Origin of the sequence: Zooshikella harenae (assembly GCF_018837975.1) — a bacterium.
In the GTDB taxonomy this organism is placed as follows: Bacteria; Pseudomonadota; Gammaproteobacteria; order Pseudomonadales; family Zooshikellaceae; genus Zooshikella; species Zooshikella harenae.
In genome coordinates this window covers 1-19,946 of the sequence record NZ_JAGSOY010000027.1, presented here as the reverse complement: position 1 = coordinate 19,946, position 19,946 = coordinate 1, and the positions used below count along the sequence as shown (strand labels likewise).

Below are 19,946 nucleotides of genomic sequence, written 5' to 3'. Positions count from 1 at the left end.
GCATCACTACGATATAGGGATATTTTTATTATAAGAGAAAAAAATGTGGCGTTAGCAAAGATTACTTTACTGCTTGGGAAACAGTAACAACATTCGCCGTTTTTGGCTCAGAAAAAACTGTAAATGCTTCATCTACGGGTAAAATACTTAAAGCACTAAACCCAAGTTGAAACAAGTAAGGTTTTAATTGAGTCACCGCTGGAGAATTGGTCGTAAACATTGCTTGATAGATACCAGCATGTTCTGGTCTAAGCTTTTTTTGTTGCTCTAGTAATGTTCTAACACGGCGAGCAATGGCTGCCCCTGAATCAACCCACTGTGTTGATACATCTGCAATCTGCTGTAATTCATCCACTAACAATGGGAAATGTGTGCAACCAAGTATAATCGTATCAGGGCGAACAGATGCTTGTTCAAAAGGTAATATTTCCTGTTTGAGGCGATTTAAGTCAACTGCCTGACTGCGTAGCTTAGCTTCTGCTAAATCAACCAAAACACGAGAGCCCACCTTAATCACTTCACACTGCTTAGCAAAACGAATAATTAAGTCTTCTGTGTAGGCCCTAGTCACAGTACCAGGCGTTGCCAACAGTCCAATAACACCATTTTTAGTCGCCTGTGCCGCCGTTTTAATAGCAGGAACAACCCCTACGACAGGTATTGAGAAATGGGCACGAAGTACGGGTAACACAACGGTACTCGCCGTATTACAGGCAACAACAACCATATCAGGCTGATGATATTGGACAAGTGTATCCAAACACGCTTTTACCCGGGTTTTCAAATAGCGCTCACTTTTATCCCCATAAGGATAAGCAGCATTATCTGAAGCATAAACAACAGAGACTTCAGGCATTAATCTCACAAGCTCACTGAAAATACTGAGTCCGCCAACACCTGAATCAAAAATTACAACTTTAGCCACAGATACATCTGACCCTAACAAAGATGAACTAGATATCTGAAGTCACATACGCGTAGGAATATCCACTCATGCGCTTCCTGCTATTTTTTAAGCAAGCATTTTAGCGTGAGCGATTGCTGATACCAATGGGTTGACATACTTATACTGACTAAATTTGACTCATTTCCGCCCAACAACCATGAAATCCTATTGGAATATGGGCTGGTATATCAACAGTCGCTAACGGGGGTGCAGTTATTCTCTTGGCATCAAGGATAAGTAGCTTGCTTTGCTCTTGATGACAACTTGTTAATATGGTCAAAACATAACCATCATCTTCACCATTTGCATTACTTCTTGGTGCAAATACAGGCTCATTTCCTACATAGGGCTTTGACCACATGACTGTCTCAGTATGCTCTCCCCTATAGTCATACTTGATCAAACCTGAAAATAAGGGTAGATCCACTTCGTCCAGTAAGACATGATAAGAATAGCGACTTGGTTGCCCCATATAACATTGATTTATTACAGGAAATTCACTATTACGACTATCCAGGGGCTGCTCTTCTACAGAGCCTGTCTTTAAATCAAAGCAGTAGTAGTAATACTGTGCCGTTTTTAATGTTTTACCAAGAAAGTTGATCATGCTATGAAGCGGATCATTGGCCTTTTCTTCTAATGGCGGTACAGGGTCTGTAACCCGACAAACCAACAGCTCAATTTTAGACTCCCGCTCCCATGCATTAATAACATGGTAAATATAACAAGGTTCAGCCTCAAACCATTGAGTATGCTGGTCTTTGCCCAACCGAGGGAGAATGCCAAACCTTGCGGGTAGTGAGTGATCGAAATAACTACGCAAACCTTTGGGTGAGTGTACATAGTAAAGAGGCAAGTCCATAACAATGGAATAATGTGTCGTAATAGCAATATCATGAGGAAGGCGTATACCTGGCAGCTCAATTGGCGTCCAGTGCCTCACTTTATGCTCCTCATTAATCACTCCATAAGACAAGTAGGGCTGTTTCATACTGACACAAAATACCCTTAACTCATTGTGTATAGGATCAACCTTCGCGTGAGCTGAAATGGGGGCATGAAGTGTGTCTGAAAAGCTATCAATTCCCAGTGTTTCAAGTGTTACTGGGTCTAAAGCATAAGGCATCCCACTTCTGTACCAGAGCCCATAGGCACGTTTATTAAAGATAATGATATCGGTATTGGCAGTATCTTTTGTTTCCATTGGGCTAACCGTCGAAAAAACACCTGGCAACAAGCTTCTCCCCTGCTCCTCCTCCTTTACCAGCCCATTAGTCTTTATCCAGCGATTTCTATAGGTTAGTGTTCCATTCTGAAAACAAAATCCATGCACCATACCATCACCATCAAACCAGTGATAAGTATTGGCAGGGTTGTATTTAGGGTTAGGCCCGTTGCGTAAATAAACACCTGCTAAGTCGTCAGGAATTCGACCTGTTATGTTGAAGTTGGTTAATACGCATTCAGAAGAAACTGGCGCATAGGGTCCCTGCAGAAAAGGGTTATCATCGTGCCCAGTGAAAGTAAAACGTTCCATGTTTTATTTCCCCATCCATAGCCGTATTTTGAATTGGTAATCCTTCATTAAGTGCTAGAGATATAAAGCTGATAGCGCCCTCAAGCTTGATGTTCACTGTACAACTTTACGAAACCTGTACAACAGATTAGGCTCACTCACAATGTACAAGTTTTCTTCATCATCCAGTGTTACCCCCTCAGCTTGAGGTATATTACGGGACAGCCCACCATAACCATGGCGTAACTCCAGCAAGCTAACAGTATCACCAGAAGCATTCACTTCAGTCAGCCGTTTTGACTCATCGCTGAGCAAAAGCAAATTACGCGTTTTATAGTCAAAGTGCAGACCAGATAAGTCAGACATAAACAAGGAAGACCAGCGGAAGTTTTCTGGCATTTCAACCCGTAAACTGAAGTTACCTGTTTCTTCGTGTTTGAGACGGAAGATTTCGTATATTCTCAATGGCGATCGCTCCTTGACTACGATGATACGGTTTGCAGTCTGGTCAGCAGCAATCCCCTCAAAACCTTTATTGGTCTTTGGCCCAAAAACAAGTTGTATTTGTGGCTGACTGTCTCGTTTAATTTTGTCAGTGTCGTTAGTAATCTCAACTAAGGTAATACGCTGCTCACGCTCTTCTGCAATCGCAAACTGATCATCACCAATATAGGCTATCGCTTCTGTATCATGAAAACCTTCAAGTGATATCTTTCTGACAATCCCACCCTGCTTATCCACCTCAAGAACTGTTGGCGGCTGATTAACAATGACAAATAAACTGTCTCGTTTTGACGAGTAAGTGATGCCTGAAACATTCTTATCCACACCACTTAAAGCTAATGCTTCTATATCAGCACTATAACGGGGTAACCATATGCTTTGTTGTTGCTCCTGTTCTGATGTAGTTAGCAATAACATAATTGACTGCAGTCTTGATCCCCAGCCAAATACATACTCTCCAGTCCAGCATAAAAACAGCGCTAATAGAATAATGATACTTCGCTTAAACAACCGCATAATGTCTTATTCCTGCTGACAACCGACAACTTTACTATCAGCGATGGGTATATGTTTCATTGCAAACATCACTTTAGTATTACTTCAAAAGAAAACTTGGTAGCAATTCACTATGCTTGCTTAGAGATTGAGCTAATCAGATAATTCCACTCTTGAGCACTTTGCAGTCTCATTAGTGTTAACCAGCTCTATCTTCATTCATTTGCAAACTTTCAGACGCGAAAAGAAAGAAGGAAGAGCTATTTGCTAACGCAATTAACTGAGGCTGTGATTGATTCACTTTTGACAGACTGGATATTCAATGCTTAGCCCTATCACAGAGTTACCTCCAGCCTTTTTGGAAAAGCTTTCCTTGCTATTAGACGAAACGCAACTCGAGCAAGTGCTGAATAGTTTTAGTGTGGACAAACCCACCACTTTTCGTATCAACACACTAAAAGGAAGTATTCAGGATACAACAGATGAACTCCGCTCTGCGCAGTTCAATCTCACCCCCGTCTCCTGGCTACCGACTGCATTCCATATACCACCTGATCAGCGAAGAGCACTCACCGAAACAGATGCTTTCTACCAAGGACGTATTTATATTCAAAATCTATCCAGTATGGTTGCCCCATTTCTTTTAGCAGCTCAGCCTGGGGAGACTGTACTGGATCTGGCGGCTGCGCCTGGCGGGAAGACACTACAAATAGCTGCGATGATGAACAACCAAGGTCGACTATCTGCAGTGGAAGCTGTCAAAAATCGCTTTTTTAAGCTTAAAGCAAATCTGGATCAACAAGGTACCAGTATGGTGAAAACCTATTTGACTGATGGGCGCTCTGTTGGCAATAAGTGTCCTGAAATGTTTGATCGTGTATTGCTGGATGCTCCTTGCTCATCTGAAGCCCGGTTTTCACTACTCGACTCTTCTAGCTGGGAGCATTGGTCGACTCGAAAAGTTTCGGAGGTCGCTCGAAAGCAAAAACGCTTACTACAATCAGCCCTTACAAGTTTAAAAGTGGGTGGGCTCATGATTTATTGCACATGTTCATTTTCCCCTGAAGAAAATGAACATGTAGTGAATCATCTCCTCAAAAAATACAGCTCATGTGTCAGTCTTGAGCCTATCGAGCTACCTTTTTCCAATACCATGGCCGGCATAACCCATTGGCAGAATAAGACATATGCTGATGCTTTAACGCAAAGTCGAAGAATTCTACCTACCAACATCATGGATGGCTTCTTCATTTGTAAGCTAAGAAAGCACGCCTCTTGTTAACTTCAGCGCTACGCTAGATATAATGCGAATGGTAAATGAGTCAAGCAACTATTGTTTGGCTCATTGGCAGCTCCTTTCCCAAGTAAAATAACCCTCACTTATAATATATAACACTTGTAATTTATTTCAGGAAACACACCACCCACACTTAGAATATCTCTCATAAGCAAAGTAGATAACGTTTACTTCCTTTACAATAAATATGTATCGCGAAGAATAAAACCTCAAGTGCCGTTATTTTTTCACAATGGCTTTGTAAGATAGAAAACAGTGGAGAGAAAAGCACTACTAATGGAGCAAGAAAGAAAGTCAACCTAACCAAAGTAGCCTTTGAAATTATTAGTAACTAAATAGTCAACAATATAAGCAAAATCAACTTAATTAATATTAGTAACAAGTTAAAATAAATACCATGAATACTTATAGACGAAAAAATGCAGGAGATCTACATCACCTGCATTATTAGCTATTAAAGTTTAGCTAAAATTCGTCTCGCTTTTGCAGTTAAATGAATTAACTTATAGCGCTTATCATCAGGATACTGTTTAACCCGAATTAACTTATCACCCGGATTACCAGCGCGACCTTCTTCTAAACGCCTTATTGTGGTGGCAACATTTTTTTCATTGACACCCATGTAGTGCGATAGCTCTGACACGGAGCAACCTTCATTTTCTCCGATAGCCATGAGTGTCGCTAACGTACGCACGGTAAGCCGTGGGTACTGACTGGACAGATTAATCAACTTTTTAGTGTTCATAGTGGTCTATCAGCTAATTGGTCAATGTTGTATTACTAGGTAATGCTTCGTTGGAGAAATGTACGCGGTTTAGACGTACAACAGTCCATGCCAGTAGCAATAACATAATTATTATAGTCTAATGACAAGGTCTAGTATGTATATTTTTGCAATGTGTTAAATGTACTTCAGATTAAAAATATGAAAACAATTGTTAATTTTTGTAGATACCGTTGCTAAGCGCAGTATTTATACAGCGTTAATGAAAATAGCTAGGCTCTAAGCTCACTTTCTACCAAGGTTTAAGGCCCTATTGAAATAGATAATACCTAACTATATAGCAAAATCTGATCTTTTCTTGTTTTATTCACCAGTTAAAACGGCTAGTGGACCCAATCTATAATTAGCTATCTTCACCCCAAGTTCGTGCTACATGTTTAGTTGCGCAATAATATTTGATCAAATCTTTTGCTTTTATATCAATAAGTTAGTTATATATCAAATTATTTATTAGAAATCAGTTTACGTATAGCTTCATAAAGGAGTAATTGGTAAATATTGCCAATTATCTTACCAAGGTTGTATCGAACAGATTTACAACTAATCATACCAAACCCTGCCAGACCTCACACATACTGGGCTTGGAAACCTTTCCAAGTCTGTATAATCAGCGATTGGGAAAATAAAAGAGAAATTTTCTACGCAAAATACTTATCAATAATACTGATAATAGCGCCATAGAACTGTATACTACATACATGAAAAAACGCCATATCAACTTAGTCTATTAGTTCTTTACCATCATAAAATCATTTGTTAATATTTTTTTTATCAACTATTCATATTTGACTATTTATTTAAACAATGTGCCAATATACAAATTATGAATAACTGGTTCCTTTAGACAACCACTTCTTCCTACATTTAACCATATCAAGTCAAATAATAATCACAAAGTCTTGATTAGAATTATTGCAACTCTCTAGTTCTGATTGCCAATGAAAGATATACATTCAGCTTTTACTGAAAATATCAAACGTATATAAAATCAGGAAGGCAACTCTCATTCCACAAATAACGTGCTTTTAAGACAGAAATTTGGTGAGTTTTAACTAACAACTTACTTCAAATAATGTAAGATGATTGCATTAGTTACCTTTGTACTATTTGTGGTAAGCAAACTCTAAATACAATAGCCACTCATCTAATGCTATAGACTACAGTTGACTTCTTTATGCCTATAAGAGTAAAAGGCAATAATCATTTCATGGCAAGAATCAATTTTATATCCCTCGCTGTGGGCATAGTAAACGGCTAACAACATTAAACCTTAAGACACAAGTCTTCTTTACCTATACCTGTTAGTTACAAAAGTATATTTCAAGCAATACCAACTCCAACTAAGGTATAATGACAATACGCTTGCAGTTGAAGAGAGGATTACAGTTGATTATGCAACAACACTACGATGTTATCATTATTGGTGCGGGCATGGTCGGTACAACATTGGCACTCGCTTTAAGCAGCAAAGGAATCAACGTTGCCTTGGTTGAAAAGCACCCTTGTCCAGAGTTTGATCCTCTATCACCTCCTGATATTCGAGTATCAGCCCTCAGCCAAGCAAGTATTCGTGTTCTTAAGCACGTTAAGGCATGGAGTAATATCCTTGCAATGAGAGCATGCCCATACGATGAAATGGCCGTTTGGGAGCAACTCTCTGCTCATGAATTGAGCATCAACAACAATCGTCTGAATAAAACATTGTTCTCAGCCAAACAAGCTAAGCTACCCGCGCTTGGATATATTATCGAAAATAACATTATTCAGCAGGCACTGCACTTACAAGTTCCAAAACAAGCGACTCTAGATCTGTACTGCCCTGCTCAAATTCAACAGTTTACATTAGAAAAATCAAATCCAACGGTTCAACTAAATGATAAAACTCAGCTAACTGCAAACCTATTAGTTGGTGCAGATGGCGCCTCTTCCGCCGTTCGTCAAGCCGCTAATATTGGCATAACACAAAGTGATTATGAACAACATGCTTTTGTGGTTACTGTTGCTCTACAAGAAGGACCGCAGCAGCATATTACTTGGCAAGCATTCACACCTACTGGACCTTTGGCATTTCTACCACTGCCAAGAGTCAATGGTACAAACTACGCTTCACTTGTGTGGTATAACTGCCCTGACGCTATAGAGCAATTAAAACAACTGAGCACAAACCAACTTCTGCATACAATCCAACAATCTTTTCCTAAAGAACTACCAAAACTTGAACAAATAGTAGCAACTGGTAGCTTTCCACTCACTAAAAGACATGCTCAAACCTACTCTTCACATAATACAGTTCTTATAGGAGATGCAGCACATACAATTAACCCCTTAGCAGGACAAGGTGCAAACTTAGGGTTTATGGATGCAGCTGTTTTAGCCGACATCATTATTAATGAGAAAGGCAATCTTTCAACATCAAACATCCCAAAGATGTTATCTACTTATGAAAAACGTAGACGTCCAGAGAATACTCGAATGATGTATATTATGGATATGTTCTACTATCTATTTAGCAACAATAAAGCGCCTCTCAAACTACTAAGAAATACTGGGCTTACTCTTGCCAACTTTGCAAGACCGTTCCATAAACCTGTTATTAAGTATGCATCAGGTTTATCTCACCAGTTGCCTGATAGTTTTCAATGAAGCTATTCAATCAAATAGTTCATCCTGGTCTATTTGAGTATCAGCCTTAAATTAAAAAATAAATAGCACTAACAATTTTGGCTATCTCTCAAAATAGTGCTTTTTAAGAAGAGCCCTTTAGTTGTGGGTATTCACAAGAAAAACTAATTGCTTCACACCTTACTCAATAATTTACTTCGCTTGCTTCCTCATTATCTTAGATAGTTTTCTGTAAACAAACAATTCACAAAGTAACATATTATTACTTTTGTATTAAAGCTTGTTTGAGTTACATAAATGACTTGCATCAACGTTCAAGCAGTTACAAAATATATAATTATACTGATGGCTATTTATCCTAACAAAAAAAGAAGTCATAAATATGAAGTTAATCTACAGCACACCTCCATAGTATCTAAAAGATACTTAAATGAAGACTTTTCTCTATATTTACTGTGAAAGTAAAACAACAGCAGTAATATATTTTCATACCTAAAAATGCTTTCAATTAGCTGCCATACAAATAATATTTATCTAATACTCATCACTACAAGCATATATCTATCAACAAAAGTTATTGGCATTTAGCATAATCACATCATATATAACTAGAACACTTCACTTTCAGGAGTTAAAAAGCAGTAAGAGTATTCATTTATCACTTTAACCAGCAACTTACTAAACCTATTAGTGGAGGATAATAGAAAAGGATTACAATTAAAACAGTTGCAAATTTATCACATATTGTAAAAAAGTTTTTATAAGTACCACATAAAACTGCACAGTCTTTTAAATCGATACAAACTATAAGAATAACTATAGCTAAAACTATTTATATAAAAACAAAGATGGCAATTTGAGAGGAATTAATGATGACAAGCCTAAAAAAAAAGGCGTTAACACTTATTATTGCAAGCATTACTAGTGGCCTTGCCTGGAGTAACAGTGGTCTTGCACCTGGAACCCCTGGCATTGACCACCATTGGAGTTCTGCCAGTAAAACTGGAATTGGAACAGCTAATAGTAAACAATCAAAAGTTTGGTTTAGCTTAGTTGATGGCATTGTTTCTGAAGTATACTGGCCACAAATCGATATGGCTCAAATTACTGATTTACAATTCATGGTAAGTGATGGCAGAACTTTTTTTGATGAAGAAAAAAAACATACAGAACATGAAATACGTTCTTTAAATAAAAAAACACTGGCTTATGAACAAGTAAATATTGACCAAGAAAGAAAGTACGAAATTCATAAAAAAGTAATTACCGACCCAACAACAAATACTTTACTATTAAACGTTACCTTCAAAGCCTACGAAGATAATTTAGGTTTATTTATTTTACTCAACCCTGCTGTGAGTAATACAGGTTTATATGACTATGGAGAAGCAACAAAAGATGCTTTATATGCTTGGGATGATCGAGCTCAGTATGATAATGGTACCAATCATGTTGCTCAATATCAGGCACTGACGGCAAGTATTCCATTCAAGCAAACATCAGTGGGTTTTGTTGGTAGAAGCGATGGCTGGCAAGATTTAAACGACAACTATCGTATGGATTGGAATTACCAATATGCTAGAAATGGTAATATCGCACTTACTGGACAACTAGATTTACCTACAAAAGCGGGAGAATACACCTTTACAGTCGCAATTGGATTTGCAGAAGAAAAAAGTAAAGCACAACTAACAGCTAAAAATAGCATGAAAAAATCATTTGAGAATGTACTCTCTCTCTATAACCAACAATGGAATAATTATTGTGATGGCTTAGAAGACCTAAGTCAGGAATCTTTTGACAATGGTGCCTTATATTATACTTCAGCCATGGTCCTGAAAGCACATGAGGATAAAACCTATAATGGTGCAATGATTGCTTCATTAAGTGTACCTTGGGGTCAAAGCCAGTTTGATAAAGATTCTGGAGACCAACGTGGTATTCTCCCAGGCTCAAAAGCGGATGGCTATAAAGATGGTCCAATTGGTTATCATGTTGTTTGGCCCAGAGATTTATATCAAGTTGCTACCGCCTTTCTTGCAGCAGGAGATCAATATACAGCAAAAGAAGCATTAAGTTACCTAAAAGAAGTACAATTTCAAGCTGATGATGGTAACTGGCAACTGTGCGGCTCTTCAGTCAATAAAAAAGGATCGTTCCCTCAAAACTTCTGGCTTTCTGGGCAAGGTCACTGGCAAGGCATGCAACTTGATGAAACTGCTATGCCTATAGTATTAGCGTGGCGTTTATGGAAAGAAGGCGCTATCAACCCAATTGACTATTACAGCTCATTTGTCAAACCTGCAGCAGACTTTGTTGCTAAAGTAGGACCATGGACTCATCAAGAAAGATGGGAAGAAACGAGTGGTATTTCTCCCTCAACACTTTCGGCAGCGATTGCAGGATTAATTGCAGCAGCTGATTTTGCCGACCACCAGGGTGATAAAGAAGCTGCCCGTTCCTATCGCTTAAAAGCCGATTTATGGGCCGATGGCATTGCCGACTGGTCATTTACACACCAAGGTGAATTAGGTGATGGGCAATATTATCAACGTATAGAAGGTGCCGATTACTGCCATTCAAGTTACAACCCAAATGATGATAGTGTCTTTTATATCGCAAATGGTGGTGGTCAACACTTAGAACGTAATGTGATGGATGGTGGTTTTCTTGAGCTTGTTCGTTTCGGTATAAAAAGTCCTTTTGATACCTCAATAACAAATACACTAAAGAACTACGAACAATCAATAAAAGTGGAGACTCCTAATGGCCCAGGATTTTACCGATACAATCATGATGGCTACGGAGAAAAGCAAGGAGGTAGCGACTATACCGGCGAAGGAAAAGGTCGTTTATGGCCGCTTCTTACAGGTGAACGAGCCCACCTGGAAGTAGCCAAAAAGCAGAGTGTTGATCAGTATATCCAAGCAATGGAAAAATTTGCCAATGAAGGCAATATGCTTCCAGAACAAGTTTGGGATAAGGCTGAAGGGCCATACCAGTTTGGCGAAGGTACTGGTGGTGCAACACCTCTTGCTTGGTCCCATGCTGAGTACATTAAACTGTTAAAATCAAAACGTGAACATCGTATTATCGATACACCTGGCATCGTAGCAAAACGCTATCAAAGTTGTATGACTACAGTTAATGTACATTATGACGCTGGTTGGGGTAATCACATTACTGTCAGAGGCGACGCAAAGCTACTCAATTGGAAAGAAGGGGCAGCAACTCGCTGGACAGAAGGCAATGTATGGCGTTTAACATTTCCACAACAAACATCAGCATTTGAAGTGAAAGCCCTAATCAATGATAAAACCTGGCAGAAACAAGAGAACTTTAAGGTTAAACCATGTGAAGATAACCATTTCTGGCCACGCTTTTAACAACATAACGTTTATAACTTTTTAGCAAATCAAATGTGCCCCCTCGGCAACCATGTGTATATAAAGTTTTTATTCTAGAGGGGGAGGGTAACAAGCTAGAATTTACTCAAATACTAGAGGTTAATAATGCTATTGATATTGTTATGCATTAAAAATACGTCTTTCAGTTTACTGTCTCCAACTTTTATTCCAAATAAGTTTTTAGGGTCGAAAAAAACGCATTGATTGTTATCCAAAACAACTTCCATTGCATCACAGGCTAGTGATTTATCATAGAATAGTGGCTCATAAAGAGCCACAGATGATATATAGTTTTCAGCTAAGGTACTATCAAAATAGATGTTTGCAGCTGAATACTTACAAAATGACATATCTTCTTCTATGTCAAAATCAAAGCTAAAATCAACATCACTGTTAAAGCTTACCTTTAACTTTGAATACTGTTCTACAGACTCAAGCTTTAAAAATAATTTATTGACTTCTAAAAAAAGATGAGTATGAAAGGTTGTTATTTCACCTATATTCTCTTCAAAATCAATGACACCAACATGAATTATATCTTTAAGTTGCATGCCTATTATTGAGCTTAATTGGCTTTTCTCCACTTTTAGTCCACCATAAAATCTGTAAACTGTATATCCATTCCCTTTCCTGACTCTAGCAAAGTTACAAACTCACCATCAGCTTTTATAGCCACTGTCGTCTGACTAAACTGCCAGAGGCAGATTAGTCAGTTAAATCAATCTGGAAGTATTTGATATTAGTGGAAACTTAATTTCCTATTAATATCTTTAAGCCAACTTACAGCACTCGAATAGTCAGCTGTAGGTTCGTAATAACAACCCAATTCATTTAGGAGACGCAAAATTTCATTGTCACTGCAACCAGAATCAATAATTTTTTTTAGCTCATCCCTGGCAATTTTGACAAATTCTGCAGTTTCTGAGTCAACAAAGGCATCTAAAGCCATATCAGGAGAATCGAACTCATCAGGCCAATCTTGATGGAAGTAACAGCTGAATAAGTGAGTTAATACTGGATATTTATCATTCATCATGGTGTAGGAAATCCTGTGACTATACGATAACCAGTTGATAGCGAAGTATCTCGCTGTAAGACGACTCTAACGTTTGAAGCTGGAACAGCATTTGTAGCCCCTCTGCTAACGCTTATTCCTACTTGACTTGGTAAAGAATGATTAATTACTAAACGGTTAGAAGTACCGCTTAAGAAGTTCTGAATATCTGCTTGCTTTGCATCTAGCGCAGCAGAAACAGCTGACTCAGCTATTTCTCTATTAGTGAACGATGATGCTCCTGTTATTCGGGAATTGGATGCTAGACGACCTAATAACTCGGCTTCTGACTTCCCTACATCAAGACACCCTGATGTTCATCGTACACTAAACTCGCCTCAACCCTAGAGCTACCAACGCCTTAAAGAGCCTGCACCCCAGGTGCCCAGGCAGTTTACCAAGTTAAAAGCCCCGACGCACTTTTGCTTTTAACTGATCCGCCGAGGATGGACAGCTTGCGCGCTTTTTGCGCAAGGTGGCCACCGCAGGGGGACACGTGCGGCAACGGATGGCGGGAAGAAGCACAAGCCAGTTCCGCACGTCATGCACCGACCTCGCTTAGCGGCAAGCCCCCTTTTGCTAAAGGGGGTTGGGGGATTAGGTAAACAGATTTTAAGCGCCGCTTGCGGCTGCACATAGCAAGCACTGGCCCTTTGTGTTTTTTAAAGGGCCATTTTGGCGGAGCGCAGCGGAGACAAAACGGGGCAACCGACGGTATTTATTTTTAGGGGTGCTTTTTCCCTAAAAATAAATGCCCAGGTTGGGCAGAGGTGCGCGCAGGGCGCGGCTATGGATGCTGCGCGCTTAGAGAAGGAAGGCGTTTGGCGCTGGCTTTGCGTCTTTTTGCAAAGCCTGTGACACACGACTGACTGAACGGGCCGCAACCTTATTAGCCACCTTCTTACGGAGTGATTCACTTCCCGTTTGGCACAATGGAGCTTGGCGCTTGGCTTGCGGTCTTTTTGCAAGCCATGTGACGAGCGGCGGAAGAAGCTCAATGTCTCCCATAAACAAAGCGGGTTTTGTCTTTTAGTCTTTTTCTTCTTCGGCTTCTTCAGCGGCTAAGGCAGAGAGTAAGCCCTCTTCGTCGAGTTCGGCTTCTTGTTCTGGCTGCTGTGCTCGCATCATCTTGGCGGGGTGTGTGGCGGTGTGGATGTCTTTTAGTTTTCGGATACTTACTTGCGTATAGATCTGGGTTGTCTCAAGACTTACGTGGCCAAGCATGGCTTGGATAAAGCGAACGTCTGCGCCGTTCTCTAACATTAAGGTTGCCATCGTGTGGCGGAACAAGTGACAGCTTCCACGCTTGCCGATGTCGGCTTGGTCGATGTATTCCCGCACCATCTGGGTTAATCGGTTCGCGGTAAAGGCTTGGCTCAAGTTGGTCAAGAACAAGGTGCCTTCGTCGTCTGGCATGGTTAGGCTTGGTCGCACTTCCACTTGGTATTTCTCAATCCATTTTAAAGCCCGTTCGCCGATTGGGATCATTCTGTCTTTTTTGCCTTTGCCCTGCCGCACCATCACCGTACCGCGCTCAGTGTCGATGTCGAACAACTTCAAGTTGATTAATTCCATTCGACGCATACCAGTTGAGTAAAGCGTTTCTAATATCGCTCTATCTCTCACGCCGGTTGGTGTGTAGGTGTTGGGTTGATTGATGATTGCTTCGGACTCGGCCACGGTTAATATATTTTTTGGCAGTCGTCGTTCTAGGCGTGGCAAGTCCAAGTCACTGGCGGGGTTGTACAAGATATAGTTTTGTCTCGCTAACCATTTGAACCAAGCTTTAATGGGCGCAACTCTTACGTGCTGGCTTCGTGTTGATAACGGCTCACCGTCTCGCTCTTTGCGATACATAAACAGGTAACGCTGATAGCGTTCGATAATCGGCTTGGTAATTTCTGGTGGCTTTGTTAATCCTCGTTCATCGCACCATTGGATAAAATACCTCAGATACACTTCGCGGTTTTCAATCGTCTTTGGTGAGTAGTTTTTTTCGGCTTGCCAGAGTAAAAATCGGCGCATGTAATTAAATAAGCTTTCTGGGTCGTTGGGGTCGCCTATCGGTGGGCGTGGTGTTTTCTCTCCTTTCTTCGGCATTACTAAACGTCCATTGTGATTGCATCGTTATGATGCGATGCAACTAACTTTTCTACGGGATAAGTGCTTTCTGAGTCACTTTTTAGATTATTGCCATTTAGCCCTTTATTTACAGTACTTTCAGACAATCTACCACTGGGCTCCTTGGTAGCAACTTGGGGGCTACTTGGATGCTCCTTCTTTTCGTCATAACTATTTTTTGTTGTGCTTTTTAGCTCCTTTACATCAGCCAAGCCCATTAAAAACGTTTCACCATTTTTACCTTCACCGTTATACATCAGCTCATAGACGAACGATTGCCCACGGCCACCACGGTGTACCAACACGTATTCCATTTGCTCTAACTTTCTCATGTGCGTTTTGATCTGGAAGTCTGTCCAGCCCACATGCTCGCGTACATCTCGGCGGCTAAAACGGTAGTCTTGTTTTTCCAGCTTTAACGCCGTGCAACGCTCTTTCACCATGTCATTCATTAACATCAACAAGCGGCGCGTTTGTGGCGGTAGTTCATCAAGGGTACGACCTAATATTTCATTGGCTAAACGGTTGGCGGTATCGATATCGTCCAACGTAGTTTCAATGTATTTCAGTTGCTTACCTTGGTGAGTCACCGTTTTAATTTCACGCTGGTATTGGTGCAATAATGCAATGGTACGAATGAGTGTTAAGTACTTCATGTGATCGCGGCGCGAGCGAGTTTTATCGCTTAAGAAGCTCAACTGATTAGCATAAGGGTTCACCACTTTTAACGGTCTTAGCAAGCGCTGTGCGTTTCTATGCAAGCTAATAAGCCGTTGTTTTTCTTCATTAGCCAACAAGCCTTCCAACATTTCACCTAAGCGTTGTTGCGAGTGGATGGCCTCGGTTTGTTCGCGGTTTTCGTTCACCGTTAACACTAAACAGCGGTTCATTAGCTCTTCGTCGATGTCGATTGCCGTTGTGGTAAGGAACAACATCACCGGCCCTTCAACACGGTATTCTTGCGTGGTGAGATTCCCTGTCGTGGCATCCTTGCCCGTGGACGCTATTGTCACCTCACCTTCTGATTGCAGAAGTTTTAAAGCGTAACTCGCATTCTCTGCGCCTTCCTCTTCCGCTATCGCCAGTATTTTATTTTTAAGATTGGTTTCACCCATGTAAAACAGGCTTTGCCCTGTCATCGCAGAGTATTGCACCCGCTCTTCTTCCGGCATTAAATTTAAAACGGCATCCATTAATGAGCTTTTACCGGCGGCGCTGCTGGATTGGATAATCACCGCCAAAGGCTTATCCAGTTTGCGTGATACGCCAGCCAGATAACCAACAAGCTTATTGGTTTCTTCACCGACCACACCGGCACGATTAAAGTCTTCAAGAATGCGGCTAAGGAGTGAAGGGTCTTTCAGTAATTCCAGAGCGGCGCTTTGTTCTTCATCGCTCAGCGTGACCTTTTTCTCTTCGGGTTCCAGTGCGCCTTTAATCTGTTTTTCTTGCAGCTCTTCCAGCTTTAATAAGACTTTGCCCAGGTCTTTTTTGATGGCATCGTCCTTTAATCCGAGTTCGATACTGGCTTGTTTAATGTAGGCAGCGCGATGTCTTGCACTGTAAATATCCAGCGTATCCACGTAGAAGTTATCGCTTCGGCTCACCAACACGTTGACCTTGAGCTGGTCGTAACTCATGTTTTTGGAGATACCGCGAACACGATAACGGCGGTCGCCCAACTCGATAATGGTTTCATGGTCGCTAACTTCGGCGGTTACATTGTCGGCAGGTTCTGGCAGTGGTGAAGCGTTAATGGTTTCCGGTATCGCCTCAACTTCGGGTTGTTCTGGATCGAAGATTTCACCCGTATCAGGATCGAACGCAGGTTCTTGTGTTGCCATATCAAGCTGACGCTCCGGGGCTTTTCCAGCGCCCATAAACTCGGCTTTTCTAATCACTAAGCCCAATGTTTTTTGAGCTGGTGTTACTTGTTGGGCATATTCGTTAACGTCCATACCTTTAGGTAACAGGATTCTAAAACAGTCGATACATTCGGCTTGTAATTCCTTGGCTAATTTCTCAGCGGCGTTGTTGCCAGCCTCATCTCGATCATAAGCAATCAGCACTCGTTTAATTTCATACTGCTTAAAGGCGGCTAAGTGAGAAGAAGTAAAACCGCTTGTGCCATAGCTTGCCGTCACATTTCTAAAGCCATGAACCCAGAAGGTCATCGCATCGATTAAGGCTTCACATAAAATAATTTCGTTACTGGCTTTAAAGGCTTCAACATTCCATACGCCGTTATGTGGCCCAGGTAGATACAGGTGTTGAGCCGTCCCTTTCCTTAACCGCTGTCCTAATATTTTACGGCCATACACTTCACTGATTACGCCATTTTCATCGATGATCGGCACCACTAACGAACCGTTAAAATGCTCGTGGCCGCTATCTCGCAGGATGCCTATTTCTTGAAGCTTACCGCGTAATTCAGCACCGGCCTTGCGATTCTTTTCTGGCAGACGATAACCCAAGGTGCGATTGGCAAAGCCTAATTTAAAACGGTCTATTAATTCAGGATGCTCTAGCCCTCGTGAACGTAAATACTCGATAACTTCAGGCGACTGCTTGAAGGTCTCGTGGTAATAATCAATCACCTGACGCAAGGCGGTTTGACTGTCAGCATTAGCGGCTAAGGGTGGAGTGAGTTTTGTAGTGGTGTTTTTCGTCTTGGCTGTGGTGCTGCTTTCAATCACTAGCCCCAAGTCTTTTTGCAACATCTCGCAAGCAAAGCGGAAGCTGACACTTTGGGTTTTCATCACCCAATCAATGACACTGCCGCCAGTGCCACAACCAAAGCAGTTAAAGAGGTTGGTTTTTGGGCTGATTATGCAGGATGGCGTTTTTTCATCATGGAACGGGCAACACACCACATAATCCTTTCCTTGCTTGGTCACGTTATGACCTTGGCTTTCTACCAATCGCAGTAACGACACATCCTGTTTAATCCTACTTATTACATCATCAGCTAGCCTCGCCATAGCGACTTCCCCCTAAAACCTGTCAAGTATCTTTAACTGTTTATTCTGACACACTATACTGTACCTTATCAGCAGTTAAAGATACCTAGGGGGTACACTTATGGACACCACGATTTTTTGGATGCTTCCGATGGAATTTGTAAACAGACTGATAACACTACGTAAAGAGCGTGGATTAACACAGCAAGCTCTAGCCAACGCGATTGAGTTGCACGTAAACCAGATTAAACGGTACGAGGCTGGTACAGCTCAACCTACCCTAGATACACTGGTACGACTGGCTAAGGAACTACACGTCACTCTGGATGATTTGGTATTTGGAGAAGATCACCGCAGCCCCGATGATGATTTGAAGCTGCAATTTGAAGCATTAAGCCAATTTGATGAGACTGAGCGAATGGTGGTTAAGGAACTACTGGAAAGTCTGATTCTTAAACACAACGCCAAACGTGCTTTTGCTGATAAATTAGCTTGAGGAGTTCATAATGGATAACGCATTAATCGTAATTTTCCCTTACCAATACGAAGGAACTTGGGTTTTTGATGATCCCGATGTTGATTTAGTTAAAGAACCCTTTGTCTTCGGTGTACCCGAGATGATAGACGATCTAGTCACTAACATACCCAATGCCCCAAAGGGGTTTAAGCTAATTTTTTCTAAAAAGGAGTTCCCCGGCCATCAACGTAAACTCAGCTGGGTTAGGGAAGAATGCGAAGGTAATTGGTACACCATCGATGGGAAGGAAGAAGGCTGGCTATGCCCAGCCTTATTTAAATACTTTGATAAAGCGCCACTGAATATTTTTGTGAAAGCTGAGAGCAAATAATTTGCTCTCAGCTTTTTGGCTACGCAGTATTTTTTAGCCTTAAAGGGAACATTTGAAGAATACTCATAAGTGCGAACAACTCCGAACCCGCTGGAGCCCAAACAGATTTATTCAGCTTGTCCAAACTAAGAATATCTGCGCTCTTTTTAATATCTTCAGAAAGCCCATCAGTTGAAACCACACTAACAGACTTATCAATCTCATCTAAATCTGATGACACTAGCTGCCCATCAAAGAAAGAGTAGATATGCAAAGCACATAGAACCGTCCACTTTTTTTCACTATCCCAGAAAACTAGAACAGGTTTTTCTATTCCAGAAATAGCATCATCAATAGCCGCAACGCAGCTATTATCTAGTTCGGAATATTTGACACATGACTTATCAAAAAGATTGTGTTGATTTGCCCTCCACAATATTCGATCAATGTACCAATCATCTTTATTCATCATGCTCATCACAAATTAAAATCTATCGTAAAGTCAGAGTCTTTAGAGGTGCTGTTTCTAACGGTACCCCCATTAAATGGCTTACCATCCTGAACTCGTCGACGTAAAAAGGTATCTAGCTTTTCGTTCGCAATAAAACCGGTATCTATCTCCGCTTTACTTGCTCCGCGCGCTTTAAATACATCTTTAAGTTTATTAATGTCTCCCGGATCTAAATTCGCAGACAAATCAATTTTTGCGCGGCCTACACCATTCGTAACGGAGATCTTATCTAAATTAACTCCAAGTCGTTTGGCTGCATCTGCTGCTCCCTTTGGAACATCTAACTAAAGCGCTTTTCTAAAAATTTCTGGTACTCCTCAGGTACAACATCAACCAGAGCATTGACGTTGTATCCCTTCGAAGACACCTCATCGATAATAGCTTCTACAAAGTAGTATGCGTGATCAGGATTTTTAGAAAGATAGATATTATGAGCCTGCATAAGGTCTATCAATGTTACAAGATCAACTTTATTAGCTAAGGTGCGCCCAAGTTCTTCATAGGCAGACACATAGAATTCATCTTCAATAACACCACTAACTCCTCCGAACTCCTCAAGAGCGGCATCCAAGTCTCCTTGAGATACAAATGCCAGAGAAATAAACCACTCTATAAATTGCTGAAACATTTTATCGACCGATGGCATCATCAAGATCCCTCACAAGTTCTTTCGCAAAGTTAACATCTCTCGCACTATAAGGGTACGACCCCGGCGGTTGATTATCGGCATTTCGTATAAAGCTATTTAACCTCTTCCGCTGCTCAACTGCTTTAGCCCCATGCCCTGAAGGAGACAGTAGCTCACCTGTTGCTTTCTCGTGCCTCAGAGCATCGGCCAATCCACCATTACCAACTCGACTACCGGTCTTGACTTTTCCGTAGTATGAAGTGAGTATCTTTTC

General features: G+C 41.0%; 17 protein-coding genes and 1 pseudogene. 5 read left to right on the top strand and 13 right to left on the bottom strand.

Annotated features, from left to right (window positions below; genetic code table 11):
* Positions 1-61: 61 nt before the first annotated feature.
* From murI to KCG35_RS12665, 3 genes are all read right to left on the bottom strand, one after another.
* Positions 62-925: a glutamate racemase gene (gene murI, locus KCG35_RS12675; protein WP_215820073.1), complete on the bottom strand. Its 864-nt coding sequence runs from the start codon at positions 923-925 to the stop codon at positions 62-64.
* Positions 926-1,073: 148 nt separating this feature from the next.
* Entirely contained in the window at positions 1,074-2,483 is a 1,410-nt protein-coding gene (locus KCG35_RS12670; RefSeq protein WP_215820072.1) for a carotenoid oxygenase family protein, read from the bottom strand.
* 93 nt (positions 2,484-2,576) lie between these two features.
* Positions 2,577-3,482 carry an SdiA-regulated domain-containing protein gene (locus KCG35_RS12665; RefSeq protein ID WP_215820071.1) on the bottom strand — a complete coding sequence of 302 codons (906 nt, stop codon included), beginning with the start codon at positions 3,480-3,482 and terminating at the stop codon, positions 2,577-2,579.
* Positions 3,483-3,783: 301 nt separating this feature from the next.
* On the opposite strand from KCG35_RS12665, the gene KCG35_RS12660 reads away from it, so the two are divergent.
* Positions 3,784-4,743, top strand: a complete 960-nt coding sequence (locus KCG35_RS12660) for an RsmB/NOP family class I SAM-dependent RNA methyltransferase (protein ID WP_215820070.1) — start codon at positions 3,784-3,786, stop codon at positions 4,741-4,743.
* A 469-nt stretch (positions 4,744-5,212) separates the two neighbouring features.
* Here the strand turns inward: KCG35_RS12660 and KCG35_RS12655 are convergent, their stop codons facing one another.
* Positions 5,213-5,503, bottom strand: a complete 291-nt coding sequence (locus tag KCG35_RS12655; RefSeq protein WP_215820069.1) for a MarR family winged helix-turn-helix transcriptional regulator — start codon at positions 5,501-5,503, stop codon at positions 5,213-5,215.
* Positions 5,504-6,892: 1,389 nt separating this feature from the next.
* On the opposite strand from KCG35_RS12655, the gene KCG35_RS12650 reads away from it, so the two are divergent.
* Both KCG35_RS12650 and KCG35_RS12645 read left to right on the top strand, forming a co-directional pair.
* Positions 6,893-8,185 (top strand): FAD-dependent oxidoreductase, encoded by a 1,293-nt coding sequence (locus tag KCG35_RS12650; RefSeq protein ID WP_215820068.1) that lies wholly within the window; start codon positions 6,893-6,895, stop codon positions 8,183-8,185.
* Between the two features lie 848 nt (positions 8,186-9,033).
* On the top strand, positions 9,034-11,550 hold the full coding sequence (locus tag KCG35_RS12645) for a glycoside hydrolase family 15 protein (protein WP_215820067.1): 2,517 nt from the start codon (positions 9,034-9,036) through the stop codon (positions 11,548-11,550).
* Positions 11,551-11,663: 113 nt separating this feature from the next.
* Here KCG35_RS12645 and KCG35_RS12640 read toward each other — a convergent pair whose 3' ends face one another.
* From KCG35_RS12640 to KCG35_RS12620, 5 genes and pseudogenes are all read right to left on the bottom strand, one after another.
* Positions 11,664-12,155, bottom strand: a complete 492-nt coding sequence (locus KCG35_RS12640) for a hypothetical protein (protein ID WP_215820066.1) — start codon at positions 12,153-12,155, stop codon at positions 11,664-11,666.
* Between the two features lie 155 nt (positions 12,156-12,310).
* Entirely contained in the window at positions 12,311-12,607 is a 297-nt protein-coding gene (locus KCG35_RS12635; protein ID WP_215820065.1) for a contact-dependent growth inhibition system immunity protein, read from the bottom strand.
* Positions 12,604-12,912: pseudogene (locus KCG35_RS27080) on the bottom strand (RNase A-like domain-containing protein); the annotation flags it as partial. The pseudogene KCG35_RS27080 and the gene KCG35_RS12635, both read right to left, overlap by 4 nt.
* 742 nt (positions 12,913-13,654) lie before the next feature.
* A complete protein-coding gene (gene xerC, locus KCG35_RS12625) occupies positions 13,655-14,725 on the bottom strand; it encodes a site-specific tyrosine recombinase XerC (protein ID WP_215820064.1) in 1,071 nt (356 codons plus the stop codon).
* A gap of 2 nt (positions 14,726-14,727) precedes the next feature.
* Positions 14,728-17,727, bottom strand: a complete 3,000-nt coding sequence (locus KCG35_RS12620) for a CHC2 zinc finger domain-containing protein (protein WP_215820063.1) — start codon at positions 17,725-17,727, stop codon at positions 14,728-14,730.
* A gap of 100 nt (positions 17,728-17,827) precedes the next feature.
* Between KCG35_RS12620 and KCG35_RS12615 the strand changes: the two genes are divergently transcribed.
* Positions 17,828-18,202, top strand: a complete 375-nt coding sequence (locus KCG35_RS12615) for a helix-turn-helix domain-containing protein (RefSeq protein WP_215820062.1) — start codon at positions 17,828-17,830, stop codon at positions 18,200-18,202.
* 10 nt (positions 18,203-18,212) lie between these two features.
* Positions 18,213-18,554, top strand: a complete 342-nt coding sequence (locus KCG35_RS12610; RefSeq protein WP_215820061.1) for a DUF6717 family protein — start codon at positions 18,213-18,215, stop codon at positions 18,552-18,554.
* A gap of 19 nt (positions 18,555-18,573) precedes the next feature.
* Here KCG35_RS12610 and KCG35_RS12605 read toward each other — a convergent pair whose 3' ends face one another.
* The 4 genes from KCG35_RS12605 to KCG35_RS12590 form a co-directional block, all read right to left on the bottom strand.
* Complete coding sequence (locus tag KCG35_RS12605) at positions 18,574-19,005, bottom strand: hypothetical protein (protein ID WP_215820060.1); 432 nt, start codon at positions 19,003-19,005, stop codon at positions 18,574-18,576.
* A 5-nt stretch (positions 19,006-19,010) separates the two neighbouring features.
* The gene (locus tag KCG35_RS12600) at positions 19,011-19,229 is read right to left on the bottom strand and encodes a hypothetical protein (protein ID WP_215820059.1); all 219 of its coding nucleotides are present in this window, start codon (positions 19,227-19,229) and stop codon (positions 19,011-19,013) included.
* Between the two features lie 95 nt (positions 19,230-19,324).
* On the bottom strand, positions 19,325-19,693 hold the full coding sequence (locus tag KCG35_RS12595) for a hypothetical protein (RefSeq protein WP_215820058.1): 369 nt from the start codon (positions 19,691-19,693) through the stop codon (positions 19,325-19,327).
* Positions 19,674-19,946 (bottom strand): hypothetical protein (locus tag KCG35_RS12590; protein WP_215820057.1); only part of this gene is annotated, 273 nt, incomplete at its 5' end. The genes KCG35_RS12590 and KCG35_RS12595, both read right to left, overlap by 20 nt.